Origin of the sequence: Streptomyces sp. NPDC058457 (genome assembly GCF_042720695.1) — a bacterium.
Classification (GTDB): domain Bacteria; phylum Actinomycetota; class Actinomycetes; order Streptomycetales; family Streptomycetaceae; genus Streptomyces.
Genome location: NZ_JBHXLU010000017.1, coordinates 11,526 through 37,613 on the forward strand (window position 1 = coordinate 11,526; position 26,088 = coordinate 37,613).

Annotated in this window: 22 protein-coding genes and 1 pseudogene; 8 read left to right on the forward strand and 15 right to left on the reverse strand. The window is 69.4% G+C overall.

Annotated elements, in window-relative coordinates; all coding sequences use genetic code 11:
• Nucleotides 1-2,589, reverse strand: a 2,589-nt coding sequence (locus ACFWPS_RS16315) for a tetratricopeptide repeat protein (RefSeq protein ID WP_383705436.1), incomplete at its 3' end; no start/stop codon positions are given.
• A complete protein-coding gene (locus ACFWPS_RS16320; protein ID WP_383705438.1) occupies nucleotides 2,589-2,948 on the reverse strand; it encodes a hypothetical protein in 360 nt (119 codons plus the stop codon). The genes ACFWPS_RS16320 and ACFWPS_RS16315, both read right to left, overlap by 1 nt.
• A gap of 526 nt (nucleotides 2,949-3,474) precedes the next feature.
• On the opposite strand from ACFWPS_RS16320, the gene ACFWPS_RS16325 reads away from it, so the two are divergent.
• The gene (locus ACFWPS_RS16325; RefSeq protein WP_383705440.1) at nucleotides 3,475-3,795 is read left to right on the forward strand and encodes a replication initiator; all 321 of its coding nucleotides are present in this window, start codon (nucleotides 3,475-3,477) and stop codon (nucleotides 3,793-3,795) included.
• Nucleotides 3,796-4,013: 218 nt separating this feature from the next.
• A complete protein-coding gene (locus ACFWPS_RS16330) occupies nucleotides 4,014-5,981 on the forward strand; it encodes a recombinase family protein (protein WP_383705442.1) in 1,968 nt (655 codons plus the stop codon).
• Here ACFWPS_RS16330 and ACFWPS_RS16335 read toward each other — a convergent pair.
• From ACFWPS_RS16335 to ACFWPS_RS16390, 12 genes and pseudogenes are all read right to left on the reverse strand, one after another.
• Nucleotides 5,917-6,075: pseudogene (locus ACFWPS_RS16335) on the reverse strand (YccF domain-containing protein); the annotation flags it as partial. The gene ACFWPS_RS16330 and the pseudogene ACFWPS_RS16335 overlap by 65 nt on opposite strands.
• Nucleotides 6,072-6,935: a zinc metalloprotease HtpX gene (gene htpX, locus ACFWPS_RS16340; protein ID WP_089099496.1), complete on the reverse strand. Its 864-nt coding sequence runs from the start codon at nucleotides 6,933-6,935 to the stop codon at nucleotides 6,072-6,074. The gene htpX and the pseudogene ACFWPS_RS16335, both read right to left, overlap by 4 nt.
• A gap of 250 nt (nucleotides 6,936-7,185) precedes the next feature.
• On the reverse strand, nucleotides 7,186-8,709 hold the full coding sequence (locus tag ACFWPS_RS16345; RefSeq protein WP_383705444.1) for an NADH-quinone oxidoreductase subunit N: 1,524 nt from the start codon (nucleotides 8,707-8,709) through the stop codon (nucleotides 7,186-7,188).
• The gene (locus tag ACFWPS_RS16350) at nucleotides 8,706-10,280 is read right to left on the reverse strand and encodes a NuoM family protein (RefSeq protein WP_383705447.1); all 1,575 of its coding nucleotides are present in this window, start codon (nucleotides 10,278-10,280) and stop codon (nucleotides 8,706-8,708) included. The genes ACFWPS_RS16345 and ACFWPS_RS16350 overlap by 4 nt, the downstream gene beginning before the upstream one ends.
• A 6-nt stretch (nucleotides 10,281-10,286) precedes the next feature.
• Nucleotides 10,287-12,281, reverse strand: coding sequence for an NADH-quinone oxidoreductase subunit L (locus tag ACFWPS_RS16355; RefSeq protein WP_383705449.1), 1,995 nt, complete (start codon nucleotides 12,279-12,281; stop codon nucleotides 10,287-10,289).
• Nucleotides 12,278-12,655, reverse strand: a complete 378-nt coding sequence (nuoK, locus tag ACFWPS_RS16360) for an NADH-quinone oxidoreductase subunit NuoK (RefSeq protein ID WP_383705451.1) — start codon at nucleotides 12,653-12,655, stop codon at nucleotides 12,278-12,280. Before nuoK ends, ACFWPS_RS16355 begins: the two co-directional genes overlap by 4 nt.
• A complete protein-coding gene (locus ACFWPS_RS16365) occupies nucleotides 12,655-13,344 on the reverse strand; it encodes an NADH-quinone oxidoreductase subunit J (protein ID WP_383705454.1) in 690 nt (229 codons plus the stop codon). Before ACFWPS_RS16365 ends, nuoK begins: the two co-directional genes overlap by 1 nt.
• Complete coding sequence (locus ACFWPS_RS16370; protein ID WP_383705457.1) at nucleotides 13,341-13,931, reverse strand: NuoI/complex I 23 kDa subunit family protein; 591 nt, start codon at nucleotides 13,929-13,931, stop codon at nucleotides 13,341-13,343. Before ACFWPS_RS16370 ends, ACFWPS_RS16365 begins: the two co-directional genes overlap by 4 nt.
• Before the next feature lie 2 nt (nucleotides 13,932-13,933).
• Nucleotides 13,934-14,902, reverse strand: a complete 969-nt coding sequence (locus tag ACFWPS_RS16375) for an NADH-quinone oxidoreductase subunit H (RefSeq protein WP_383705459.1) — start codon at nucleotides 14,900-14,902, stop codon at nucleotides 13,934-13,936.
• On the reverse strand, nucleotides 14,899-16,299 hold the full coding sequence (locus ACFWPS_RS16380; RefSeq protein ID WP_383705462.1) for an NADH-quinone oxidoreductase subunit C: 1,401 nt from the start codon (nucleotides 16,297-16,299) through the stop codon (nucleotides 14,899-14,901). The genes ACFWPS_RS16375 and ACFWPS_RS16380 overlap by 4 nt, the downstream gene beginning before the upstream one ends.
• Complete coding sequence (locus tag ACFWPS_RS16385) at nucleotides 16,296-16,901, reverse strand: NADH-quinone oxidoreductase subunit B (RefSeq protein WP_383705464.1); 606 nt, start codon at nucleotides 16,899-16,901, stop codon at nucleotides 16,296-16,298. Before ACFWPS_RS16385 ends, ACFWPS_RS16380 begins: the two co-directional genes overlap by 4 nt.
• Nucleotides 16,892-17,302, reverse strand: coding sequence for an NADH-quinone oxidoreductase subunit A (locus ACFWPS_RS16390; RefSeq protein ID WP_383705466.1), 411 nt, complete (start codon nucleotides 17,300-17,302; stop codon nucleotides 16,892-16,894). The genes ACFWPS_RS16385 and ACFWPS_RS16390 overlap by 10 nt, the downstream gene beginning before the upstream one ends.
• A 248-nt stretch (nucleotides 17,303-17,550) precedes the next feature.
• On the opposite strand from ACFWPS_RS16390, the gene ACFWPS_RS16395 reads away from it, so the two are divergent.
• The 5 genes from ACFWPS_RS16395 to ACFWPS_RS16415 all read left to right on the forward strand — a co-directional run bounded on the left by ACFWPS_RS16395 (nucleotide 17,551) and on the right by ACFWPS_RS16415 (nucleotide 24,579).
• Nucleotides 17,551-18,741: a sensor histidine kinase gene (locus tag ACFWPS_RS16395; protein WP_383705468.1), complete on the forward strand. Its 1,191-nt coding sequence runs from the start codon at nucleotides 17,551-17,553 to the stop codon at nucleotides 18,739-18,741.
• Nucleotides 18,742-18,881: 140 nt separating this feature from the next.
• The gene (locus ACFWPS_RS16400; protein ID WP_383705471.1) at nucleotides 18,882-20,231 is read left to right on the forward strand and encodes a sensor histidine kinase; all 1,350 of its coding nucleotides are present in this window, start codon (nucleotides 18,882-18,884) and stop codon (nucleotides 20,229-20,231) included.
• A gap of 443 nt (nucleotides 20,232-20,674) precedes the next feature.
• The gene (locus tag ACFWPS_RS16405) at nucleotides 20,675-21,382 is read left to right on the forward strand and encodes a LuxR C-terminal-related transcriptional regulator (RefSeq protein WP_383705473.1); all 708 of its coding nucleotides are present in this window, start codon (nucleotides 20,675-20,677) and stop codon (nucleotides 21,380-21,382) included.
• 202 nt (nucleotides 21,383-21,584) lie between these two features.
• Nucleotides 21,585-23,513 (forward strand): 2-oxoacid:acceptor oxidoreductase subunit alpha, encoded by a 1,929-nt coding sequence (locus ACFWPS_RS16410; RefSeq protein WP_383705476.1) that lies wholly within the window; start codon nucleotides 21,585-21,587, stop codon nucleotides 23,511-23,513.
• Nucleotides 23,514-23,517: 4 nt separating this feature from the next.
• A complete protein-coding gene (locus tag ACFWPS_RS16415; protein ID WP_383705721.1) occupies nucleotides 23,518-24,579 on the forward strand; it encodes a 2-oxoacid:ferredoxin oxidoreductase subunit beta in 1,062 nt (353 codons plus the stop codon).
• Between the two features lie 124 nt (nucleotides 24,580-24,703).
• Here the strand turns inward: ACFWPS_RS16415 and ACFWPS_RS16420 are convergent, their stop codons facing one another.
• Nucleotides 24,704-25,102: a winged helix-turn-helix transcriptional regulator gene (locus ACFWPS_RS16420; protein ID WP_383705479.1), complete on the reverse strand. Its 399-nt coding sequence runs from the start codon at nucleotides 25,100-25,102 to the stop codon at nucleotides 24,704-24,706.
• Between the two features lie 92 nt (nucleotides 25,103-25,194).
• Between ACFWPS_RS16420 and ACFWPS_RS16425 the strand changes: the two genes are divergently transcribed.
• Nucleotides 25,195-26,046: an SDR family oxidoreductase gene (locus ACFWPS_RS16425; RefSeq protein ID WP_383705481.1), complete on the forward strand. Its 852-nt coding sequence runs from the start codon at nucleotides 25,195-25,197 to the stop codon at nucleotides 26,044-26,046.
• The last annotated feature ends 42 nt before the right edge of the window (nucleotides 26,047-26,088 follow it).

A 26,088-nucleotide genomic window follows, 5' to 3' on the forward strand; every position in this document is an offset into this window, starting at 1 on the left:
TTTGATGTCGTTGGCCTGGCCGCGGCGGTCGCCGATGGTCCGGTAGATGGCCAGGGCGTCCTGGTAGGCGGTGGTGGCCTCGTCATACCGGCTCAATTCCAGATGGGTCTCGGCGAGGCCTTGGGTGGCGTTGGCCTGGCCGAGGCGGTCGCCAATGGTCCGGTAGATGGCCAGGGCGTCCTGGTAGGCGGTGGTGGCCTCGTCATACCGGCTCAGCATGTGGTGGGTGTCGGCGAGGCCTTGGGTGGCGTTGGCCTGGCCGAGGCGGTCGCCGATGGTCCGGAAGAGGGTCAGGGCGTCCTGGTAGGCGGTGGTGGCCTCGTCATACCGGTTCAATTCCAGATGGGTGTCGGCGAGGCCTTTGATGGCGTTGGCCTGGCCGCGGCGGTCGCCGATGGTCCGGTAGATGGCCAGGGCGTCCTGGTAGGCGGTGGTGGCCTCGTCATACCGGCTCAGCAAGCGGTGGGTCTTGGCGAGGCCTTGGGTGGCGTCGGCCTGCTGAAGGGAATGAGGTGATGCGGTGTTCAAGATTGTTTGGAAGAGCTCCTGGGCTTCGATGTATCGATCGTCTAGGTAGAGCCATGTGCCGATGGCTTGTAGGAAGTCGGCCGTTTGGAGCCAGCTGTCCGTGCTGGCGGTGCGTGCCGCGGTCTGGAGTTCTTGGGAGTGTGTATCGAGCCACTGGCGTGCTTCGCGTATTTCCTGTTCACCGCCGGCCGCGTTGGCATTTATGGCGTCTCGGGCCCGCGTGAGCCCGGTGTACAGATGGTGGTACAGCCGCTGCCTGCTGGCCTGTTCCTCGCCTTGGGGTGCGTGGCGCGTGGCTGTTTCACGGGCGTAGGTGAGACTGAGGTCGTGGAGGCTGTAGCGGCCGTTCTTGCGGATCAGGAGTTGTTCGATCTCGGTCAGTCGGACCTCCACCTCATATTCGGGGCGCTGGGCCATGGCTGCCAGGGAGTCAGGGCCGAAGTCGGGGCCCGGGTGCCAGGCGCACTGGTGGATGATGTCGCGTAGGTCGGTGTCCAGGGCTGTGTAGGCGGCGGTGAAGGCGGTGCGTTCCGCGGCGTCAACGCTGGGCAAAGTGGTGTAGCGGTGCGGGCCGGCGAGGGAGGCCAGCAGGGCGGTAGGGGAGGCGCCGCGCAACAGGCGGGTGCCGACTGGACCCAGGGCCAGGGGATTGCCGTTGATTCGACGGGCGATTTCACCGAGGTGGCCGGCGTCCTGGGGGATCCCCATCTTGTACCAGACATTTACGCAGTCCGCAGGGGGCAAAGGGGGGAGGTCGCAGCGCCAGTGGGCGTCGAGATCCGTTAGTTCGGCGCGGCTGGAGATCAGGACCATGCTCGGCGATCCGGCGGAGGGCAGGAGAGGGGCCAATTGTCTGGCGTTGCGGGCGTTGTCCAGCAGGAGTAGCACCGGGTGCTGTTTCAGGAACAGGCGCCAGGTTTCAGCGCGCGCGGTCACATCTGCTGGGATGTGCTCGGTGCTGTAGCCCATGTGGTGGAGTTGCTCGGCGATGACCATGTAGGGGTCACGGGGCTGTTCGTCGGGTGTCCAGCCACGTAGGTCGATTTCCAGACAGCCACCGGGGAAGAGATGGGCGATGCGGGCTGCTGCGGCCCGAAGCAGCTCGGTTTTGCCCTGGCCGCCGCGCCCATGCACGATGCAGACCGCAGCTGGCTGCCCGGCCGCTTCTGCCATTGCTGCCAGTTCGTCCTGGCGGCCGGTGAAATACCGGGTGGTCGCGTAGGCAGTGTGCACCGTAATCGGCTCACCGGGGGCGGAGGCTTCTGAAGTCGAGGTTTGCTGGGTCGATGCTTGCGGAGCATGGGCCTGGTTGGCGGCGAGAGGGATACGGTGGCCGCTGTCCCGGGTACTCATCCGGGGGAGCGGCACCCGGTGGCCTTCCACCTTGCGGCCCTTCAATCGCTCGCACAGGGCTTCGTAGACATCGGCCATGGTCAGCACCGAGAGGTGTTCGCCGCGTCGGCCGTCGGAAAGTTCCCCGGACAGGCCGTCGCGCAGAAGAAGGATCAGCTCGCGGGTGAAGACGCTCCCGTCCGGCAGGCACAACGACCGTTCGGTGTCAGCGGATGAGGTCAGCACGCATGCGCCTTCGATCTCGAAATCTGGTGCTGCCCGGCTGCCTTCCTGCCCGCTCATGTGTAGGGCGGCACCGCTGAAGCAGCAGTCGACGATCACGACGCGGTGCCGGGCCTGGGAACGGGCCACGATCGCCCGTATCTCGTCGTAGGCAACCGAGTGGTGCGGCCGGTCCGGGCGGGAAGCCTGGGTACCCAGTGACAAGGTCCGACCGTCACGGCCGAAGTGCCCATGCCCGGCGTAGTACACCAGCAGCAGATCACGCGCGTGCTCCGCGGCGTCCTGCACGGCATCCAGCAGAACTGTCGGTGCGCTGTTGGCGGGTACCGCCACACAGTGTTCGCCAGCGAGCCCCCCTACCTCTTTCGCGGTCAGCAGGTCCCGAAGGGCGGGCACGTTGTGGCGGACGCCGTCCAGCGCTGGCAGATGCTGGTAGGCGTGGACCCCGAACAGGACCGCGCGGGGCCCGGACTGCTCAAGCGCCATCAGGAGGCCCCCGGGGTCGTCCTGTCTCCGTCATCGTTCAGGCGCCGCAGCAGTTCGGCAAGTTCCCCCGCTGAGAGGTGGCCGATGTCAATCGTGCTGCCGCCGTGCACCAGTGTCCTCGCCCCGCCGGCCGTGCTACTGGGCCGGGTGGTACGCCAGGTCGCGTAGGCCACGGCAAAGTTCGCGATATTGGTGGCGTTACCGAGAAGCACGTCGAGCGCTTCCAGCACCCCCATAGTCGGCCCATCACCCGTCACCGGCTCTACGGCCAGCCCGGCTGTGCCGGGATCACGACCTAGCCAAGAACCAAGATCCGTCAGTGCCTGCTCGTCGCCCTCAGCCAATACCTGGATGTGCATGCCCCCGCCCCCAACGTACATATCACTTCCCCACAGGGGATCCAGAGTACTGACGAAGCGACGCTCGAATGCCGGTCTTGCGTCATCAAAGTACGTCGGTTGGCGCTGCTCAGGGATCGGTCAGAGCGGCTCGGGTGATGGCACCCCCCTGCCGGGCTGCTCGACTTGATACCACTGGCTCGGAGCCGATCAGACTTGGAGAGAACGCCCGCTCCCTACTCCCCTTCGGGCCCGTGATCGCGCACATCGCCCGTTCAGTTGAGTACCTTCCCTCGGCGCGCAGGGAGGTAGCTGCGATGTGGCGGCTGGCGCGTGAGGGCCTTATAGGGGCGCACATCGTCGACGACCTGCGTGATCAGCATTCACTGAGATTGTCTCACGACCTGGAGTCAACGATTTCTCAGATGTACCACATGAGGAGGACTGCTCTTACGCGTGAACCGAGGTCAGGATGGAAGCTCCACTCGCCGGATATGGCTGGTCAGTTGAATAGTTCTGCACCGGCGGTGATCGCTGCCTGCACGGCTTGCGCACCTACTGGCGCCTCGGCGGCCTCTCCGAATTCGCGACCCTTCGCCCTCGCTCCTGGACACACACCCTCGGCTACCGAGGCCACATCCTCACCAAATCCCGCGCCTACTCCACCACCTACGCGGCGCTCCGCGCCGAACACGCCCACCACATGGGGCACGCCGTCATACCAACTGCGATAACCGACCGGCAATGGCGCTACGTGGGCTCGGGCCACTCCCCCGGCGCTGCCCTTATCGCGACCGGAGTTGCTGAAGATCTAGCCATCAACCGCGAATGGAGTCGGGAGGCCGCGTCTGGTCTGGGGTGGATCTGATGCCTCAGACAACGGTGATCTGGACGCCCGACAAGGCACTTTCTGCGGCTGAGCGGGCTCTACTGCTGCGGATCCTCTTCGGGGCCCGAACCCGGTGTCTACGAAGTAATCAAAGACCTGATGAGACGTCAGTACGTTGCAGTAAAGTGGAGTTAGAGACAGACGCCCCGGCAGCGGCTGGCACCGCCCCGGGGCTGGCCGACTGATTGGGAGTCGACGTGTCCAATAAAAGCACAGCCCTGTCCTCACTCATCGAGACCGCTGCTCGGGTGGTCGGCACACGCACGCTGCGTGCCGTCGACTACCTCCGTGTCTCGACCGAGGAGCAGAAGAAGGGCTACGGCGTAGCCAGGCAAAGCCGCAAGACAACAAGACACATCGCCCTCAAGCAGTGGGCGCATGTCGGGACCTACAAGGACGAGGGCGTCTCCGGGTCCCTGGAAGCTGCTGACCGGGGTGATCTCAAGCGCCTCATGGATGACGCTCAGCAGACTCCGCGTCCCTTCGACATCGTGGTGGTGCCGGACGGCCGTGTGATCGGTCGTAAGGGCCGCGCCTTCTGGCGCTGGGTATGGGCCCTCGAAGACATCGGCGTTTACGTCGCTGTCGTGGTCGACGACTACGACAACACGACGGCCGAAGGGCGCAAGAAGATGCGCCGCGATGCCGACTACGCAGAGACCGAGTGGGAGACGATCCGAGACCGCACACAGGGCGGGTTGCAGGAGAAGGCAGAACTCACGCCGGCTGCGCACATCGGTGGGCGTCCTCCCTACGGCTACCGCATCGCCAACAAGGGAACTCCCGGCTCACACCTCGTGGTCGACGAGGATGAAGCGAAGGTCATCAGGCACGTGTACGACTTGGTCGTTGGCGAGGGCCTCAACCTTCGGAAAGCAACGATCCGCCTGAACTCGGAGGGAATCAAATCCCGTACGGGCAAGTCCTGGACGCGTGACAACCTCCGTGATCGAGTGATATCGACGCCGGTGCTCGATGCCGTGCTCGTCTTCCGCGGGAAGCACGCCAAGACCGACGAGGACAGCACCACTCTCTGGGGCGACTCGATCAGGATCGAGCTTCCTCGGATCCTGACCGAGGAACAGAGCGCTGAGCTACGGCGCAAGGTTGCCGAGACCGCAAAGCACAGCAGCGGGCAGCGTTCCTTCTATCCGCTGAGTGGCCGGATCGTGAGCCTCTGCCAGAGGACGTACTCAGGAATCAGCTTTGCATCGGAACGTGAGTGCGCCCGGTTCTACCGGTGCACCGGAAACGCGCCCAGGGATCTCAGCCAGAAGTCCTGCGGTTGCTCGCGCATCGACGCTGCCGCTCTTGAGGCGCATGTCTGGACCCGCGTCACTGAAATCGCGAGCGACAGCGAAAAACTTCAGACGCTGGCTGCCGAGTGGATCGGGATGACCGAGGGGGACACCGCCGCTCTGGGCGACCGGATCGCCGACCTTGATCGGCAGATCGAGGGCATGAACGCGTCGATTGCCGCCGTCATCGTGGCCACCGCCAAACAGAGCAAGTCAGCGGATGCCATCGAGACGGCCGCGGCGGTGCTGAACGAGGAACTCCAGCAGCTTCAGAATCTGCGCGACGAAGCGGCCGATTGGCTGGCTGAGATGGAGGAGTCGGACCAGCGTGCGCGTGATCTGATCGCCCTGGCTGCCATGGCGAAGAAGTCGTTCCCGGACATGGCCCCGGAGCAGCAAGCGGCCATCTTGTCCATGCTGGAGTTGAAGGTCACGGTCACCGGGCCCGTCCCGGACGATCGGCGCGGCGGTGTTCCTTGCACCGTGCGGGCCTGGTACGCCGCCAATGGCCTCGGCATCCCGGCCGCCGGCCTCTCCGACGAGGAATGGGCGAAGGTCACTCTCTTACTGCCGAAGGGGCGCAGGGGCACCGTCCGCCGCTCCGTGGACGCCATCTTCTACAAGGCGCGTACCGGCAAATCGTGGCCTGAAGTACTCAAGGACACTGGCGCCACCATCCAGGCCTCGAAGCACTTCAATGCGTGGACATCAGATGACACGTGGACCCGCGTGAACGCCGCGCTGTCGGACGTGGAACAGGTCCCTCTTCCTGAACTTCAGCTCCTACCGCCGATGATCATCGAAGGGCGAGTCGACCCGAGCGCGATGCTGCACCCTGAGGGACGATCCCGAACGGGATGCCGATGATCGTGATGCAGAGGATCACGCCCGCGAGCAGGTAGCCGAGGAACAGCCAGAAGCCGCTCAGGACGAGCCAAATGATGTTCAGGATGGTCTTCACTGCGGGCGACCTGCCATCTTCTCTAGCCGGGCGATCCGTTCCGCCATGGGCGGGTGCGTCGAGAACATCTTGGACAGTCCCTGGCCCGGGCGGAAGGGGTTCGCGATCATCATGTGGCTCGCGGTCTCGATCCGGGGCTCGGGGGGCAGCGGGAGCTGCTTGGTGCCGGCGTCCAGCTTGCGCAGGGCGCTGGCGAGGGCGAGCGGGTCACCGGTGAGCTGGGCGCCGGAGGCGTCCGCCTCGTACTCCCGGGAGCGGCTGATGGCGAGCTGGATGAGGCTGGCGGCGAGCGGGCCCAGGATCATGATCAGCAACAGGCCGAGGAATCCTGGGCCGTCATCGTCGTCCGAACGGCCGACCGGGATCAGCCAGGCGAAGTTGACCAGGAACATGATCACCGAGGCGAGGGCACCGGCGACCGACGAGATGAGGATGTCGCGGTTGTAGACGTGGCTGAGTTCGTGGCCGATGACACCGCGCAGTTCCCGCTCGTCCAGGATGCGCAGGATGCCCTCCGTGCAGCACACGGCGGCGTTGCGCGGATTGCGGCCCGTGGCGAAGGCGTTCGGTGCCTCCGTCGGGGAGATGTACAGGCGAGGCATGGGCTGGCGGGCCTGGGTGGAGAGGTCGCGGACCATCCGGTACAGGGCCGGGGCCTCGAATTCGCTCACCGGGCGCGCGCGCATCGCGCGTAGCGCCAGTTTGTCGCTGTTCCAGTACGCGTACGCGTTCGTGCCGAGGGCGACGAGGACCGCGACGATCAGACCCGTTCGGCCGAAGAAGCTGCCGATGACGATGATGAGTGCCGACAGTCCCCCGAGGAGAACTGCGGTCCTGAGCCCGTTGTGCCGGCGGTGCACGGTACGCCCTCCAAGTCGTGCGGCAGGGGAACCCTTTGCCTGCGGTGCTGCCTTCCGATCTGCGATGCCACCGGTGTCGTGGTGTCACGTCCAGTGGACCCTTTCGCACTGGTCAACGCCAGGCGGCGGCCACTAGTTCCCTTGTGTCCGCTGTGCGCCGCGTGAGCCGTCCGGGTGAGAGCCGCACCGGGCCCGCCCGACGGTCGGCACGCGCGCGTGCAGGGTGTCCACCACGCGCGCGTGCTGGGCGTCAGAACAGGCCGGTGGCGGCGAAGCGGAGCACCAGCTGCGGTGCCCCGGAGAGGACGACGCCGAGGGTGCCGGTGAGGGCGAGCGCGGCCGTGAGGGGGGCCGGGAGGCGGTGCCTGGCGGGCTCGCCCTCGGGGGCGCGGAACAGCAGGGCCGTCCACTGGAGGTAGTAGTAGAGGGCGATGACGACGTTGACGGCCATGACGACGGCGAGCCAGCCGAGGCCGGCGTCGACGGCCGCCGAGAAGACGGTGACCTTGGCGAACAGGCCGACGATGCCGGGCGGGAGTCCGGCGAGGCACAGCAGGAAGAACGCGAGGAGCAGCGCGGTGAGCGGGTTCCTGGCGTACAGGCCGCGGTAGTCGGAGATCCGGTTGAGCCGCGCGGTACGGGCGACGGCTGCGGCCACCGCGAAAGCGCCGAGGTTCACGGCCGCGTACATGAGGGCGTAGGCGACGGTGGAGCCGACGGCCTTCTGGGCGTCCTCGGTGTATCCGGCGGCGGCGATCGGCACCAGCAGATAGCCGGCCTGGCCCACCGACGACCAGGCGAGCAGTCGTACCGCGCTGTACGCGCGCGTGGCCTGCTGGCGCAGGGCCGCCACGTTGCCGACGCTCATGGTGAGGGCGGCCAGGGCGGCGAGCGCGGGTCCCCAGACGTCGGCGTACGACGGGAAGGCGACGACGGTGACCAGGATCAGGCCGGAGAAGCCGACGGCCTTGCCGACGACCGACAGGTAGGCGGCGATCGGGAGCGGGGCGCCGACGTAGGTGTCGGGCACCCAGAAGTGGAAGGGGACGGCGGCCGTCTTGAACGCGAAACCCACGAGGGTGAGGACGACACCCGTCTGGGCGAGCGTGTGCAGTTGTCCGTCGACGTGCTGGATCCGGTCGGCGACCTGGGTGAGGTAGAGGCTGCCGGTGGTGGCGTACACGAAGCTGACGCCCATGAGGCTGACGGCGGTCGCGGTCACCGAGGACAGGAAGAACTTCAGGGCCGCTTCGGAGGACCTCTTGTCGCCGTGACGGATGCCGACGAGGGCGAAGGCGGGCAGGGAGGCTACTTCCAGGGCGACGATCAGGGTGGCGAGGTCGCGGGAGGCGGGCAGCAGGGCTGCGCCGGCGGCCGAGGAGAGCAGCAGGAACCAGAACTCGCCTTGGGGGTAGCTGCGGTTGCCGTCCTTGAGGGTGGTGACGGAGAGCAGGGCGGTGAGCAGGGCGCCGCCGAGGACGAGGAACTGCACGACCAGGGTGAACCGGTCGGCCGTGTAGCTGCACGCGTGCGTGGTGCCGGTCAGGCAGAAGGTGCTGCGGTCGTGGCCGAGGAGCGGAAGCAGCAGGAGGGCGGCCGCGGCGAGTCCGGCGACAGAGACCCAGCCGAGGAGCGGCTTCCTGGTCTCGGGGACGAACAGGTCGGCGACCAGGACGACCAGGCCGACGACCGCGGTGAGGGTGGGCGGGGCGATGGCGAGCCAGTCGACGGACTGGACGAGGTTCGCGGCCAGTGGCTGGGCCAGGGCGCTCATCGGGTGCCTCCTGCGAGGAGCTGCTGCACGGCCGGGTCGGTCAGGCCGAGCAGGGCCTTCGGCCACAGTCCGGCGACGACGGTGAGGGCGACGAGCGGGGTCCAGGCCGCGAACTCGTAGGTGCGGACGTCGGCGAGTTCCGGTGTGTCGTGCGGTACGGCGCCCATGCAGACGCGGCGGACCACGGCCAGCATGTAGGCGGCCGTCAGCAGGGTGCCGAAGGCGGCGATCGCCATGAAGGTCAGGAAGGCCGGGCGGCTGAGGCCGGCGGCGGGCTCGAACGCGCCGAAGAGGGCCAGCATCTCGCCCCAGAACCCGGCGAGTCCGGGCAGGCCGAGCGAGGCGACGGCGGCGAACGCGAGCAGTCCGCCGAGGCGCGGTGCCCTGGCGTACAGCGCGGCGCCGGTCTTGTCGGCCAGGGTGTCGAGGTCGGTGGTGCCGGTACGGTCCTTCAGGCCGCCGACCAGGAAGAACAGCAGGCCGGTGATGAGGCCGTGGGCGATGTTGGCGAACAGGGCGCCGTTGACGCCGGTCGGGGTCATGGTGGCGATGCCGAGCAGGACGAAGCCCATGTGGCCGACGGAGGAGTAGGCGATCAGCCGTTTGAGGTCGCCCTTCGCGCCCCGTTTGGCCAGGTTCAGGCAGGCCAGGGACCCGTAGATGATCCCGACGACCGCGAAGGCGGCGAGGTACGGCGCGAAGGTGCGGAATCCGTCCGGCGCGACCGGCAGCAGGATCCGGACGAACCCGTAGGTGCCCATCTTGAGCATGACACCGGCGAGCAGGACCGAGCCGACGGTCGGCGCGGCGGTGTGGGCGTCCGGCAGCCAGCTGTGCAGGGGCCACATCGGAGTCTTGACCGCGAGCCCGATCCCGATCGCCAGAACGGCGATTACCTGCACGGATGTGGTCAGCGACCGGCCGTTGTCAGTGGCGAGTGCCACCATGTCGAACGTGCCCGCCTTGATTCCGATCAGGAGCAGGCCGAGCAGCATGACGACGGATCCGAGCAGGGTGAAGAGGATGAACTTCCAGGCGGCCCGGGTCCGCCCCGCGCCGCCCCAGCGGGCGATGAGGAAGTACATCGGGATGAGCACCGTCTCGAACGCGAGGAAGAACAGCAGCAGGTCGAGGACGGTGAAGCTCGCGAGGGTGCCGGACTCCAGGACGAGGATCAGTGCGACGAAGGCCTTCGGGGACGGGCCCGCGGGCGGGTTGAAGTACGAGTAGAGCGCGCAGAGGAAGGTCAGCAGCGCGGTCAGGACCACGAGGGGGAGGGAGATGCCGTCGATGCCGAGGTGGATGCGCACGTCGAGTGCGGGGATCCAGCTGATGTCGGTGGTGGCCTGCATCCTCGACGGATGGTCCTGGTCGAAGCCGAGCGCGAGGACGATCGCGGCGATGAGGATCGCGCCGGTCACGGTCACGCCGTGGCGGAGCACTGCCTGCTCGGGCGACTTCCCCTTCAGCCCGGGCGGGGCGGGCAGCAGGGCGGCGACGGCGCCGAGAAGCGGGCCGACGACGATCAATGCCAGAAGGAACTGCATCACGGACTCGCTGATATCGATCACGCCTGCTCACGCTCCCGTGGCGACGAGGAGGACGGCGACCGCCAGGACGACGGTGCCGGCGAGCAGCGCGCTCACATAGGTCTGGACGTTGCCCGTCTGGGCTCGCCGTACGGCGGCGCCGAGCAGGCGGGGCAGTGCGCCCGCCCCACGGACGTAGGTGTCGACGACCTCGCGGTCGAGGAACTGGACGAGGCTCGCGGCGGCCAGCACCGGGCGGACGAACAGCGCGTCGTAGACGGCGTCCAGGTGGAAGCCTTCGGCCGCGTGCCGGTGCAGCGGGCCGAGCAGCAGCCGGCCGGGGTCCGCCGGGTCGGGTGCGTAGGCCACATCGCCGAACACCTGCTTGTGAGCGGCGATGGCCTCGGCCTCGACGAGCCCGGGTTCGGCCTCGGGGTGGGTGACGACCGCCCCGAGGGGGACGCGAGCGGCCAGCGCCCTGGTGCGCTGCCAGGCGCCGTAGGTGACGAGTCCGCCGACCAGGGCGAGGCCGGTGCCGAGGACCGACGTGTTGAGGGTCGGGGTGAGGGCGCGGCCGTCGAACCAGCCGGGCAGCGACCGGTAGGCGAACCCGCCGAACGCGAGGGACGGCACGGCCAGGACCCACAGGACCACGGTCATGGACCGCGGCTGCCTGCCGTGGTCGGGCGCCTCGGCCCCCCGGCCCCGGAAGGTGAGCAGCCACAGCCGGGTCGCGTACGCGGCGGTGAGCAGGGCGGTGGCCAGGCCCGCGACCAGGACGATCCAGCCGGCGCTGCCGGGGGCGTGCTCGGTGTGGCCGGTGGCGACGTGCTCGGCGGCGCCGAGGACGGACTCCTTCGAGAAGAAGCCGCTGAAGGGAGGGATCGCGGCGAGCGCGAGCAGGGCCACGGTCATCGTCCAGTAGGCGTCCGGGACACGGTCGCGCAGGCCCGAGGTGCGGGACATGACGGCCAGTGAGTTGGTGCCGGCGGCGTGGATGATCACTCCGGCCGCGAGGAACAGCAGCGCCTTGAAGGCGCCGTGGGACAGGAGGTGGAAGACGGCGGCACCGCGGTCGCCGACGGCGAGGGCACCGGTCATGTAACCGAGCTGGCCGATCGTCGAGTAGGCGAGGACGCGCTTGATGTCGTCCTGGGCGAGCGCGGCGACGGCCGAACCGACCATCGTGACCGCACCCATGACAGCGAGGACGACCATCACGGCCGCGCTGGCCTCGAAGACCGGGAGGAGACGGGCGACGAAGTAGACACCGGCGGCGACCATCGTCGCGGCGTGGATCAGCGCGGAGACGGGGGTCGGGCCGGCCATGGCGTCGGGGAGCCAGGTGTGCAGCGGGAACTGCGCGGACTTGCCGGCCACGCCGCACAGGAGCAGCAGGCCGACCAGGGTGGGATGGTGCAGCCCGCCGTTCGCGACGGTGCCGAGGACCGTGGTGATGCGGAACGACCCGGCGTCGGTGGCCAGCGCGAACAGGCCGATCAGGAACGGCACGTCGCCGAGCTTGGTGACCAGGAAGGCCTTGATGGAGGCGGCGCGCGCCTCGGGGGTCTCCCAGTAGTGGCCGACCAGGAAGTAGGAGCAGATGCCCATGACTTCCCAGCCGACCAGCAGCACGATCAGGTCGCCGGAGTAGACGACCAGCAGCATCGCGGAGGTGAACAGGGAGACGAGGGCGGCGTACGAGGGGTAGCGCGGGTCGTCGCGCAGGTAGCCGGTGGAGTAGATCTGCACGCAGGTGGCGACGAACGCGACCAGGACGGCGACGAGGGCGGCGAAGCCGTCGATGTGCAGGGCGAGCTCGATGGGGACCGAGCCGGTCGGGGTGAGCTCGGTGTGGGCGTCCACGGCCTGGCCGCCGCCCTGGTCGGCGGCGACCGTGCAGGCGAGGGCCAGTGCGGCGAGCGTCGGCAGGACCGCGAGCGGACGGACGAACCCGGGTGCGGTGCGCCCCAGGAGCAGACCGGCGGCGGCGCCGAGGAACGGCAGGAGGGGGACGAGGACGGCGAGGGTGGTCGTGGTCACGCGGTGGCCTCAGCCTTCTCGTCGGCCGCCTCGTCCGGGGGCGTGCCGTCCTCGTGGCCCTCGGCGGTGTCGCGGAGCCGGTCGATGTCGGAGGTGCCGCGGTTGCGGTAGACGGCGAGGACGATCGCCAGGCCGATGCCGATCTCGGCGGCGGCGATGGCGATGGTGAACAGGGTCAGGGCCTGGCCGGAGTGCAGGGCGTCCCGGGCTGCCTTGCTCAGCCAGACGTCGAAGGCGACGAGGTTGAGGTTGACGGCGTTGAGCATCAGCTCGACCGACATCAGGACCAGGATCGCGTTGCGGCGGGCGAGAACGCCGTACAGGCCGGTGCAGAAGAGGAGAGCGGAGAGAACGGCGGGATAGGCGAGATGCATCAGCGGGCGCCTTCCTGCTCGGGTTTCCGCTCGGGTTTCCGCTCGGGGTCCTGCTCGGTCCGTTGCTCGATCGGGTGAATCCCGGAACCTGTGACGGATGGGGAACTCTGCGTGACGGCCCGGCCGTTCACAGGGGGCGGGGCCGACTCCGCCTTCGCCTTCCGGGACAGGACGATCGCGCCGACCAGGGCCGCGAGGAGGAGGACGGAGAGGGCCTCGAAGGGCAGGACCCAGTTCTGGAAGAGGCTCGCGCCGGTGACCTTCGTCGAGCCGGCGGCGGCGCCGTCCAGGTCGATCCAGGTGGTGCGGAAGGCGTCCACGACCACCCAGACCAGGGCGGCCGCGGCGGCGACGGCCACAGCCAGCGCGACCCAGCGGTTTCCGGAGTCGGCGTCCGGGGAGCGGCCGATCGGGGCCTTGGTGAGCATCAGACCGAAGAGAAGGAGGACGACGACGGAACCCACGTAGATGAGCACCTGCACCCAGGCGATGAACTCGGCGGTGAGCAGCAGGTACTCGACGGCGATCCCGCCGAGGGCGACCACCAGCCACAGGGCGGCGTGCACCAGCTGGCGGGTGGTGACCGTGACGAGGGCGGCGCCGAAGGTGACCAGGCCGACGAGGAGAAAGGCGATTTCGACACCCGTCGGCGACAGGAAGCCGTGCGGTGCTTGGGCGAGAGGGGTCACTGCTCCCCCTCCTGCGGCTCGGCCGGGGCGGCGGCCGACTCGTCCTGCGCAGTCTGCTCGGCCTCAGCGGCGGCGAGCTTCTCGGCGGTCTTGCGGGCGGCGGCGATCTCCTTCGGTTCTTCCGCGCCGGGGTCGAGGGCGGGTGGGGCCGGGACCGTCCACATCCACTCGCGGAGCTTGTCTCGCTCGTGGGTGAGTTCGTGGATGTCGGTCTCGGCGTACTCGAACTCCGGGGACCAGAACAGCGCGTCGAAAGGACAGACCTCGATGCAGATACCGCAGTACATGCACAGGGAGAAGTCGATGGCGAAGCGGTCCAGGACGTTGCGGCTGCGTTCGCGGCCGCCCGGGGTCGCCGCCGGGACGGTCTCCTTGTGGGAGTCGATATAGATGCACCAGTCGGGGCACTCACGGGCGCAGAGCATGCAGACCGTGCAGTTCTCCTCGAACAGCCCGATCACACCGCGGGTGCGGGGCGGGAGGTCGGGAAGGGCGTCCGGGTACTGCTCGGTGACCGACTTCCGGGTCATCGTGCGCAGGGTGACGGCCAGGCCCTTGGCGAGGCCACTGCCGGGAAGGGGAGCCACGGTTAGGAGATCACCACCTTGACGATGCCGGTGAGGGCGATCTGGGCGAGAGAAAGGGGGACCAGGAGGGTCCAGGAGAACTTCTGCAACTGGTCCTCGCGCAGCCGGGGGTAGGTCACGCGGAGCCAGATGACCACGAAGGCGAGGAGGGCCGTCTTCAGGAGGGTCCACAGCCAGCCGAGGCCGTCGGCACCCCACGGGCCGTGCCAGCCGCCCAGGAAGAGGACGGTGGTCAGGCCGCACAGGACGACGATCCCGGCGTACTCGGCGAGCAGGAACAGGGCGAAGCGCAGGCCGGTGTACTCGGTGTACGCGCCGAAGATGATCTCCGAGTCGGCGACGGGCATGTCGAACGGGGGCCGCTGGAGTTCCGCGAGGCCGGCGACGAAGAAGATCAGGCCGCCGGTGATCTGCCAGGGCAGCCACCACCAGTGGAAGGAGCTCACGATGCCCGGCAGGGAGACGGTACCGGCTGCCATCGCCACGGAGGCGGCGGCGAGCAGCATCGGGAGTTCGTAGGAGAGGAGCTGGGCGGCGGTGCGCAGGCCGCCGAGGAGGGAGAACTTGTTGGCGCTGGCCCAGCCGGCCATGAGCGAGCCGAGGACGCCGATGCCCATCACGGCCAGCACGAAGAACACACCCGCGTCCAGGACCTGGCCGACCGCGCCTTCGCCGGGGCCGATCGGGATGGCGAGCAGCACCAGTAGATACGGGAGGAGGGCCACCGCGGGGGCCAGCTGGAAGACACGGCGGTCTGCGCCCGCCGGGACCACGTCCTCCTTCTGCGCGAACTTCACGCCGTCGGCGATCAGCTGGGCCCAGCCGTGGAATCCACCGGCGTACATCGGGCCGAGGCGGCCCTGCATATGGGCCATCACCTTGTGCTCGGTCTGACCGACGATCAGAGGGAAGGTGAGGAAGACGACGAACACGACGAGGAGTCGCAGGGCGACGTCCAGAGCGTCGTTCACTGCGGGCCTCCTGAGGGGTCGTCGTGGGGGGCGGGGTGTTCGGGGGCGGAGGGGGAGGTCGGCGCGTCGGGGTTGGGCGGGGCGTCGGAAGCAGGGGCCTCGGAGCCGGATGGTTCAGGGCCGGATTCCTCGGGTGCCTCAGGTTCGGCCGGGTCCGACTCGGACTCTTCCGGCGCGGCCAGGCCCGACTCGGGCTCTTGAGGCGCGGCAGGGCTCGACTCAGCCGGTCCCGGTGCCGTCGGCTCCCCCGTCCGCGGTGCCGCCGGCTCTCCCGTCCCCGACTCCTCGAAGGCCGGACGGGCGTGGTGCCACGGCGCGTCCGAGCTGCGGGAGGTTGCGGGGCGGGCCGGGGTGGCCGGCACCGCCGGCGTCTCCGTCTCCTGCGCACGCTGCGAAGCGGAGCCACCCGAGGCAGTACGTGCCCGGCGCGGCCCCCGGGGAGCGGCCGACGGCCCCGCGGCAGGAGCGGTCGCCTCCGCACCGGTACCTTCCGCGGCGCTCCCCTCGGCGGGCGCCTTCTCCGCACCGGAGGCCGTCCGCTGCGTAGCGGATCCCTCGCTCGCGCTCCGTGCCCGGCGTGGCGTGGCCGTCGGCCCCGCAGCACCCTCGGCAGTCGTCCCGGCCACCTCGGTCGTCCCGGCCACCTCGGTCGGCTCGGTCGTCCCGGCCACCTCGGTCGGCTCGGTCGTCCCGGTCGCCTGGCTCGCCGAGCCCTCCGCGGTCGTACGTGAGCGGCGTACCGGGCGTTCGCCGGTCGCACGGGCCGGGCGGTCGCCGGCGGCGCGGCCCGCTGCGGCTCGCGCCGGGCGGGCGGGGGCTGCCGGGAGCTGGCCCTTGAGGGGGCCCCACTCGTTGGGGTCGGGGACGCCTGGGGGGAGCATCTGGCGGCGCTTGGGGCCGCCGTGGTCGGACTCGCCCGGTTCCTTGGCGCCGGGCCAGGCCTTGGCGACGCGGGCCGCGAGGACGAAGTCCTTGCGGAGGGGGTGGCCTTCGAAGGTCTCCGGGAGGAGGAGGTGGTCCAGGCCGGGGTGGCCGGTGAAACGGACGCCGAACATCTCGTGGGTCTCGCGTTCGTGCCAGCGGGCGCCCGCGAAGACGCCGACGGCGGACGGGAGTTCGGGGGCGGCGTGCGGGACGGTCGTGCGCAGCAGCAGGCGGCGGACCGGGGCGAGGGCGACGACGTGGGCACAGACGCGGAAGCCGGTGCCGGGTTCGTCGACCGCGCTCAGCCAGTCGAAGTAGGTGCAGGAGAGGGTCGTACGGGCGATCTCCAGGGCGGCGAGCCAGGAGGAGGGAGGGACGTCGACCGTCAGGACGTCGTAGGACTCGTCGGCGGTGGCGTCGGTGCCGAAGAGTTCCTCGACCGGTGCCGGCAGCCAGACGGTCGGGGCCGTCATCGCGCGTCCCCCTCGCCCTCGTTCACCGTGGGGACGGGCGGACGGACCAGGCCGCTCTGGAGGGCCGCGGCGGAGGGGCGGGGGGTGCCGTAGCGCTCGCCCAGGGACTCCGCGGCGATCTTCTCCTGGAGTTTGAGGATGCCCTGGAGGAGCGCCTCGGGGCGCGGCGGGCAGCCGGGGACGTAGACGTCGACGGGGATGATCTGGTCGACGCCCTTGGTGACGGAGTAGGAGTCCCAGTAGGGGCCGCCACAGTTCGAGCAGGCGCCGAAGGAGATGACGTACTTCGGCTCGGGCATCTGCTCGTACAGGCGCTTGACCGCCGGGGCCATCTTGTCCGTGACCGTGCCCGAGACCACCATCAGGTCGGCCTGGCGAGGGCCCGGCGCGAAGGGGATCACGCCGAGGCGGATGAAGTCGTGGCGGGCCATCGACGCGGCGATGAACTCGATCGCGCAACAGGCGAGGCCGAAGTTGAAGACCCAGAGCGAGTAGCGGCGGCCCCAGTTGAGGACGATCTTCATCGGTTCGGGGGCGAGGCGGGCGAGCGCGCCCAGCCTTTGCGGCTCCGGCAGCGGCACGGGCTCCAGCGTCACGTCCATGTCAGGACGCCCTTCTTGTATGCGTACAGCAGGCCCACGGTGAGGAAGCCGAGGAAGATGAACATCTCGACGAGCGTGGTCGCGCCGTAGCCGGGGGCGGCGAAGACCGTCGCCCAGGGGAACAGGAAGATCGAGTCGACGGCGAAGATGACGTAGAGGAAGGCGTAGACGTAGTAGCGGACCTGGGTATGGGCCCAGCCCTCGCCGACGGGGTCGACACCGCACTCGTAGGTGAGGAGTTTCTCGGGCGTGGGGACCACCGGGCGCAGCAGCCGGCCGGCGCCGAAGGCGACGGCGACGAAGAGCACGCCGACGAGTGCCAGCAGTCCCACGACCGAGTAGGACGCGAAGTAGTCCGCGGCGACGACCGCGGTCGGTTCACCGCCCACCGTCTCCCGCATCGCCCGTCCCTCACTCCCTCGACAGACCACAGGCCCGACCGGCCCGGTGCCGTGACCTCAGTCAACTCTTGATTCGACGATCTGTACGCACGGGAGTCTAGGCCCTGATAAAGACACGGTAAGCGGGCCGTCACACGGTGGGACACAGTGGGACGCGAGACCGGGGCCGGCTGGTGGGGTTTTCCCCAGGGCGGCCCGGGCGGCGAACTCCATGGCGTCGCGCCATGGCACACGGCACGCTGGCGCATATGACCGCACCAGCACCCCGATCCCCCGGCCTCGCCGACGGCGAGGAAGACCGCGAGCGACTGCCGCCCGTGCGCTTCGCCTACGACGTTCACACCTGGAAGGAGATCTCGCACCTCCTGCTGAACCTGCCGGTGTCGCTCTTCGGCTTCGTGTACGTCACCACGACGGTGTGGGTGGGCGGTGTCCTGACGCTGACGGTGATCGGCATACCCGTGCTCGCCGCGACCCTGCTGGGCGCCCGGCAGCTGGGGAAGCTGGAGCGGGCACGCGCGCGTGCGCTGCTCGGGGTGCGGGTGGAGGAACCGACCCCGCTGCCGTGGACCAGGCGCGGTGCGGGCACCAGGCGGCTGTGGATGACGTTGAAGGACCCGGTGGGCTGGCGGACGCTGCTGTACGACTTCATCCGGCTGCCGTGGGGCGTCCTCACCTTCTGCCTCACTCTGGTCTCGCTGTTCGTGCTGTGGCCGGTGCTGCCGTTCGTCGCGCGCGGGCTGGCGAACGTGGACCGGGCGATGGTGCGCGGGCTGCTGTCGCCCTCCGACGAGCTGGAGCGCCGGATCGCCGAGCTGGAGTCGGACCGGGGGGTGGTCGTCGACGCGGCCGCCGCCGACCTGCGGCGTATCGAGCGGGATCTGCACGACGGCGCGCAGGCCCGGCTCGTCAATCTGGCTATGGGGCTCGGCCTGGCGAAGGAGAAACTGCTGGAGGATCCCGACGCGGCCGCCGCGATGGTCGAGGAGGCGCACGGCGAGGTGAAGCTGGCGCTGCAGGAGCTCAGGGATCTCGCCCGGGGCATCCATCCGGCGGTGCTGACCGACCGGGGGCTGGACGCGGCGCTGTCGTCGGTCGCCTCGCGCTGCACGGTGCCGGTGCAGGTGAGCGCCGACCTGCCGTCCAGACCGGCGCCCGCGATCGAGGGCATCGCCTACTTCACCGTCTCCGAGTTGCTGCAGAACATCAGCAAGCACAGTGGGGCGCATACCGCCTCGGTGGACGTGTGGCGGGCCGACGACCGGCTGCTGATCCAGGTACAGGACGACGGGCGCGGCGGGGCGAGCCTGGACGGCGGCTCCGGGATGCGCGGGCTCGCGGAGCGGCTGGGCGCGGTCGACGGCCTGTTCGTCGTGAACTCACCGGACGGCGGTCCCACGACGGTCACCGCGGAGCTGCCCTGGCGCGACCGGGCGTAGCGCCGTTGCAGAGGGTGGGGAAAACCCCCCTCTCAAGATGCCGATGGCCTCCATGGTCCCTCGACCTGCGGCACAGCAGAGTGGAGGTACGGCAGGACAGGGCCGGTGAGACTGGGACAGGACGAGACGGGACGGCGCCGATGGCCACGGAGTACGGACACGGGTACGCGCAGGAGCAGGGGTACGGCTACGAGCCGTACGGTGAGCGTCGGCATCGGGTGCCGGCCGTGCTGCGGGCGCCGTTCGAGGCGCGCAGCTGGCGTGAGTTCGGCTATGTCCTGCTGGGTCTGCCGGTCGGCGTCACGCTGTTCGTGTGGGCCGTGACGATGCTGTCCCTCGGCGTCGGTCTGCTGGTGACCTTCATCGGGATCCCGCTGCTGGCGGTGGCCCTCGCCGGCTGCCGTGGCTTCGGGGCGCTGGAACGGGCACGCGCGCGTGGGCTGCTGAAGCTGGAGGTGGCCGACCCGGAACCGCTGCGGATGCGCAAGCCGGGGTTCTTCCCCTGGGTCGGCGCGGTGCTGAAGAGCGGCACGTCCTGGCGTCATCTGCTGTACGCGGTCGTGCAGTTCCCCTGGTCGATGTTCTCCTTCGTCGTCGCCCTCAACTTCTGGGCGTACGGGTGGGCCCTGCTGACGTATCCGCTGTGGTTCTGGGTGTTCCCGGTGTGGGCCGGGCAGGGCGGGCTCCAGCTGTACGGCGACGCGCACCACAGCGTGTACCTCGACAACCCCTTCGAGATCACCGTGACGGCGCTGGTGGGACTGGTGTTCACGCTGGCCACGCCGTGGATCGTACGGGCGCTGACGCTGGTGGACCGGGTGATGGTGCGCGGGCTGCTGGGGCCGTCGAAGCTGGCGTCGCGGGTGGTGGAGCTGGAGTCCGACCGGGGGATCGTCGTGGACGCGGCCGCCGCCGACCTGCGGCGGATCGAGCGGGATCTGCACGACGGGGCGCAGGCGCGGCTGGTGGCGCTGGCCATGGATCTGGGCCTTGCGAAGGAGAAGCTGCGGGAGGATCCGCAGGCCGCGGCGCGGATGGTGGACGAGGCGCACGGTGAGGTGAAGACCGCGCTGCAGGAGCTGCGGGATCTGGCCCGCGGGATCCATCCCGCCGTGCTGACCGACCGGGGGCTGGACGCGGCGCTGTCCTCGGTGGCCTCGCGCTGCACGGTGCCGGTGCGGGTGGAGGTCGACCTGGTGGAGCGGCCGGCGGCGGCGATCGAGGGGATCGCGTACTTCACGGTGTCCGAGTTGCTGCAGAACATCAGCAAGCATGCGCGGGCGAGTGGGGCGGTGGTGGATGTGTGGCGGAGCGAGGACCGGTTGATGCTGCAGGTCGTGGACGACGGGGTGGGGGGTGCGGACACGGCGAGGGGGTCGGGGCTGGCGGGGCTGGCCGAGCGGCTCGACGCGGTCGACGGGATTCTGGTGGTGGACTCGCCGGTGGGTGGGCCCACGCGGGTGACGGCGGAGCTGCCCTGGCGTGGCTGAGGGCGGGTTCTCGCCCCCGCCGCCCCTACCCGTCCCATCCTCCAGGGGGTGGACCCCCTTCGACCGCCCGCTTCGGGGGCTGCCGCCCCCGCACCCCCGCATCGGCCTGAACGGCCTCGTCCTCAAACGCCGGACGGGCTGGAGAGTGGGGGTGCAGACCGGCTCCCGTCCGCAAACGCCGGACAGGCTGGAGGGTGGGGGTGCGGACCGGTTCTCGTCCTCGAACGGCGGACGGGCTGAGTTGTGCGGGAGTCCTCGAACGGCGGACGGGCTGGAGAGTGGTGCCGGCCGGTCTTCGGCGTCGGACGGCGGACGGGCTGGAGGAGGTGCGGAGTGGCTTTCGTTCTCGGGCGTCCCGCGGCCTGATTTGGTTCGCCTCCTCTCGTTACCCGCACGCACTCTGATCCGAATGCTGGAATGCTGGACTTTCGGACAGGGCAGGCATGTACGCCGGACGGGGTGTGGGGGGCCGGGAGATCGTGGAGGACAGGGTGCGGGTGGTCATCGCCGAGGATTCCGTGCTGCTCAGGGAGGGACTGACCCGGCTGTTGACCGACCGGGGGCATGACGTCGTCGCGGGCGTCGGGGACGCGGAGGCGCTGGTCAAGACCATTGCCGAGCTGGATGCGCAGGACGCGCTGCCGGACGTCGTCGTCGCGGATGTGCGGATGCCGCCGACGCACACCGACGAGGGTGTGCGGGCCGCCGTACGGCTGCGGAAGGCTCATCCGGGGCTCGGGGTGCTGGTGCTGTCGCAGTACGTGGAGGAGCGCTACGCCACCGAACTGCTGGCCGGTTCCAGCCGGGGCGTGGGGTATCTGCTGAAGGACCGGGTCGCCGAGGTGCGGGAGTTCGTGGACGCCGTGGTGCGGGTCGCCGAGGGTGGTACGGCGCTCGATCCGGAGGTGGTGGCGCAGCTGCTCGGGCGGAGTCGTAAGCAGCACGTCCTTGCGGGCCTCACCCCTCGGGAGCGGGAGGTGCTGGGGCTGATGGCCGAGGGGCGGACGAACTCGGCGATCGCGCGGCAGCTGGTCGTGAGCGACGGGGCCGTCGAGAAGCACGTCAGCAACATCTTCCTCAAGCTCGGGCTCTCCCAGAGCGACGGTGACCACCGGCGTGTTCTGGCCGTTCTGACGTATCTGAACTCCTGACGGGCCGACGGCACCGTGTCGGCACCGGAAGGCGGCCAGGGGGAGGGAAAATCGTGACAAGTCAGGGCGACAGGTCGTCTCAGAACTCCGTCCAGCATGCGAGCGGGCACGGGAAGGCGACCCTAACCGACGTAGGGTTGATTACGGGATGGTCCGTGGGACGACCGCTCTCGGACAGCCGCCTCGAAGGAGGTCCAGTTCAGTGACCAGCCAGGTCAGCAGGACAACGGAACAGGCCGACGGAACCGTCGTGGGAGAACAGCGCAAGCCGGGCGGTGTGAAGGCCGTCCGGCGCCTGGATCGGGTGATCATCCGGTTCGCGGGGGACTCGGGTGACGGTATGCAGCTCACCGGTGACCGGTTCACGTCGGAAACCGCGTCCTTCGGTAATGATCTGTCGACCCTGCCGAACTTCCCGGCCGAGATCCGGGCCCCCGCAGGCACGCTGCCGGGGGTTTCGTCGTTCCAGTTGCACTTCGCCGACCACGACATCCTCACCCCGGGCGATGCGCCGAACGTACTGGTGGCCATGAACCCGGCCGCGCTGAAGGCGAACATCGGGGACCTGCCGCGCGGCGCGGAGATCATCGTCAACACGGACGAGTTCACCAAACGGGCGATGCAGAAGGTCGGCTACGACACCTCGCCGCTGGAGGACGGGTCACTCGACGGCTACAGCCTCCACCCGGTGCCGCTGACCACCCTGACCGTGGAGGCACTGAAGGAATTCGACCTCAGCCGCAAAGAGGCCGAGCGCAGCAAGAACATGTTCGCGCTCGGCCTCTTGTCATGGATGTACCACCGGCCGACCGAGGGCACGGAGAGATTCCTCCAGCAGAAGTTCGCCAAGAAGCCCGAGGTCATGAAGGCGAACCTGGTGGCCTTCCGGGCGGGCTGGAACTTCGGCGAGACGACCGAGGACTTCGCCGTCTCGTACGAGATCGCTCCGGCGACGACGGCATTCCCGGTGGGCACGTACCGGAACATCTCGGGGAACCTGGCGCTGGCCTACGGCCTGGTCGCGGCGTCGCGGCAGGCGGATCTGCCGCTGTTCCTCGGGTCGTACCCGATCACCCCGGCCTCCGACATCCTGCACGAGCTGTCCAAGCACAAGAACTTCGGTGTGCGGACCTTCCAGGCGGAGGACGAGATCGCCGGCATCGGCGCGGCGCTGGGCGCGGCGTTCGGCGGTTCGCTGGCGGTGACGACGACGTCCGGTCCGGGTGTCGCCCTGAAGGCGGAGACGGTCGGGCTCGCGGTCTCGCTGGAGCTGCCGCTGCTGGTGATCGACATCCAGCGGGGCGGGCCGTCCACCGGGCTGCCGACCAAGACCGAGCAGGCCGACCTGCTCCAGGCGATGTTCGGCCGCAACGGCGAGGCACCGGTCCCGGTCATCGCCCCGCGGACGCCGGCCGACTGTTTCGACGCCGCGCTGGAGGCGGCCCGGATCGCGCTGACGTACCGGACCCCCGTGATGCTGCTCTCCGACGGCTACCTGGCCAACGGCAGTGAGCCCTGGCGGATCCCGGAGTCGGCGGAGCTGCCCGACCTGCGGGTGCAGTTCGCGAGCGGGCCCAACCACACCCTCGACGACGGCACCGAGGTCTTCTGGCCGTACAAGCGGGATCCGCAGACCCTCGCCCGGCCGTGGGCGATCCCGGGCACGCCCGGCCTCGAGCACCGCATCGGCGGCATCGAGAAGCAGGACGGCACGGGCAACATCTCCTACGACCCCGCCAACCACGACTTCATGGTCCGCACCCGGCAGGCCAAGATCGACGGCATCGACGTCCCCGACATCGAGGTGGACGACCCGGACGGGGCACGCACCCTGGTGCTGGGCTGGGGGTCGACGTACGGGCCGATCACGGCGGCGGTACGGCGGCTGCGCGCGGCCGGCGAGCCGATCGCACAGGCGCATCTGCGGCACCTCAACCCGTTCCCGAGGAATCTCGGCACTGTGCTGAGGGGTTACGACAAGGTGGTGATCCCCGAGATGAACCTCGGTCAGCTCGCCACCCTCATCCGGGCGAAGTACCTGGTGGACGCGCATTCGTACAACCAGGTCAACGGCATGCCGTTCAAGGCCGAGCAGCTCGCCACGGCGCTCGAGGAGGCCATCCATGACTGACGCCATGACCGACGCCACCGACGGACTGCTGCAGCTCGTCCCCAAGGCCGAGGCCAAGCAGTCCATGAAGGACTTCAAGTCCGACCAGGAGGTCCGCTGGTGCCCGGGCTGCGGTGACTACGCGATCCTGGCGGCCGTGCAGGGGTTCATGCCGGAGCTGGGGCTGGCGAAGGAGAACATCGTCTTCGTCTCGGGCATCGGCTGCTCGTCGCGCTTCCCGTACTACATGAACACGTACGGCATGCACTCCATCCACGGCCGCGCCCCCGCGATCGCGACCGGGCTCGCCACCAGCCGGCGGGACCTGTCCGTGTGGGTCGTGACCGGTGACGGTGACGCGCTGTCCATCGGCGGCAACCACCTGATCCACGCCCTGCGCCGGAACGTCAACCTGAAGATCCTGCTGTTCAACAACCGGATCTACGGGTTGACGAAGGGGCAGTACTCACCGACGTCCGAGGTCGGCAAGATCACCAAGTCGACGCCGATGGGCTCGCTGGACGCCCCGTTCAACCCGGTGTCGCTGGCGATCGGCGCGGAGGCGTCCTTCGTCGCCCGCACGATCGACTCCGACCGCAAGCACCTGACCGAGGTGCTGCGCGCGGCCGCCGCCCACCCGGGCACGGCCCTGATCGAGATCTACCAGAACTGCAACATCTTCAACGACGGCGCCTTCGACACCCTCAAGGACAAGCAGTCGGCGGACGAGGCGGTGATCCGCCTGGAGCACGGGCAGCCCATCCGCTTCGGCGCGGACGGCGCGCGCGGCGTCGTACGGGACCGGCTCACCGGGGACCTGAAGGTGGTCGACGTGACCACGGAGAACGAGTCCGAGGTTCTCGTCCACGACGCCCACTCCCCCTCCCCCACCACGGCGTTCGCGCTGTCCCGGCTGGCCGACCCCGACACCCTGCACCACACGCCGCTCGGCGTCTTCCGCTCGGTGGAACGGCCCGTCTACGACGTCCAGATGTCCGAGCAGCTGGACACCGCGGTCGAGCAGCACGGCAAGGGCGACCTGGCGGCGCTGCTGGCCGGCGGGGACACCTGGACGGTCGTGGGCTGACCCGGGGAAGCCGCGAGTCGGAAAGCCGTGAGTGGGGCCCGGACGGTGCGTCCGGGCCCCACTCGTGTCCTCAGGGGCCTGCCACTCGTGTCCTCAGGGCCCCGAGGCGCGCCTCAGACGTGCTTCAGGCGCCCTTCGCGTCGTCGTACGCCGTCCGGGCCCGCTCCACGTCCGCCATCCGCCGCTCGGTCCACAGCGCCAGGTCCCGCACCTGCTGGGCGGCCTCGCGGCCGAGGTCGGTGAGGGAGTAGTCGACGCGGGGCGGAATGACGGGCTTGGCGTCCCGGTGGACGAGGCCGTCGCGTTCCAGGGTCTGCAGGGTCTGGGTGAGCATCTTCTCGCTGACCCGGCCGATCGCCCGGCGCAGTTCGCTGAAGCGGTGGGAACGGTCGAGCAGCTGGATCAGCACCAGGACGCCCCAGCGGCTGGTGACGTGCTCCAGGACCAGACGGTACGGGCACATCTCCACGCCGACGACATACGTCCCGGCCTTCGGTTCCACTTCAGCAGCGCTTACGGGCATGCCAGTACCTTACTTCAAAGTGGGTACTTTCTTCTGGTTAGCGCACCTCCTAGGGTTAGTGGCATCGGAACCCCACAAGGAGATCGCACACCATGAGCATCGTTGTCACCGGAGCCACCGGACACCTCGGCCGTCACGTCGTGACGCAGCTGCTGGACAAGGTCCCGGCCGAGCAGATCACCGCCGTCGTGCGCGACGAGGCCAAGGCCGCCGACTTCGCCGCCGCGGGCGTGAAGATCGCCGTCGCGGACTACAACGCCCCCGAGACCTTCGACGGTCTCTTCGCCGCCGGCGACAAGGTGCTGCTGATCTCCGGCAACGAGTTCGACAAGGGCCGCCCCGCCCAGCACAAGGTCGTCATCGACGCCGCCAAGGCGGCCGGTGTGGCCCTGCTGGCGTACACCAGCGCCCCGGGCAGCCTGCACGCCTCCCTGGTGGACGACCACCGCGCCACCGAGGAGGTGCTGCTCGCCTCCGGCCTGCCGTACACCCTGCTGCGCAACGGCTGGTACCACGAGAACTACACCGAGAACCTCGCCCCGGTCCTCGCGCACGACGCCGTCGTCACGGCCGCCGGCGAAGGCCGGGTCTCCTCGGCCTCGCGCGCCGACTACGCGGCCGCCGCGGTCGCCGTGCTGACCGGCGAGGGCCACGAGAACCAGACGTACGAGCTGGGCGGCGACGTCGCCTGGGGCTTCGCCGAGTACGCAGCCGAGCTCACCAAGCAGACCGGCAAGGAGATCGCCTACAACTCCGTGCCCGGCGAGGTGCTCCAGGGCATCCTGACGGGCGCCGGCGTGCCGGAGCCGTTCGCCGCGATCCTGGTCGACGTCGACGCGTCGATCGCCAAGGGCGAGCTGGTCGTCGACTCGGGCGACCTCTCCCGCCTGGCCGGCCGCCCGACCTCCCCGATCTCCGAGGCGATCACCGCCGCGCTCAAGTAGGCCGCACCGGCCCGAGGTGACAGCACCCCGGCCTGTCATGAC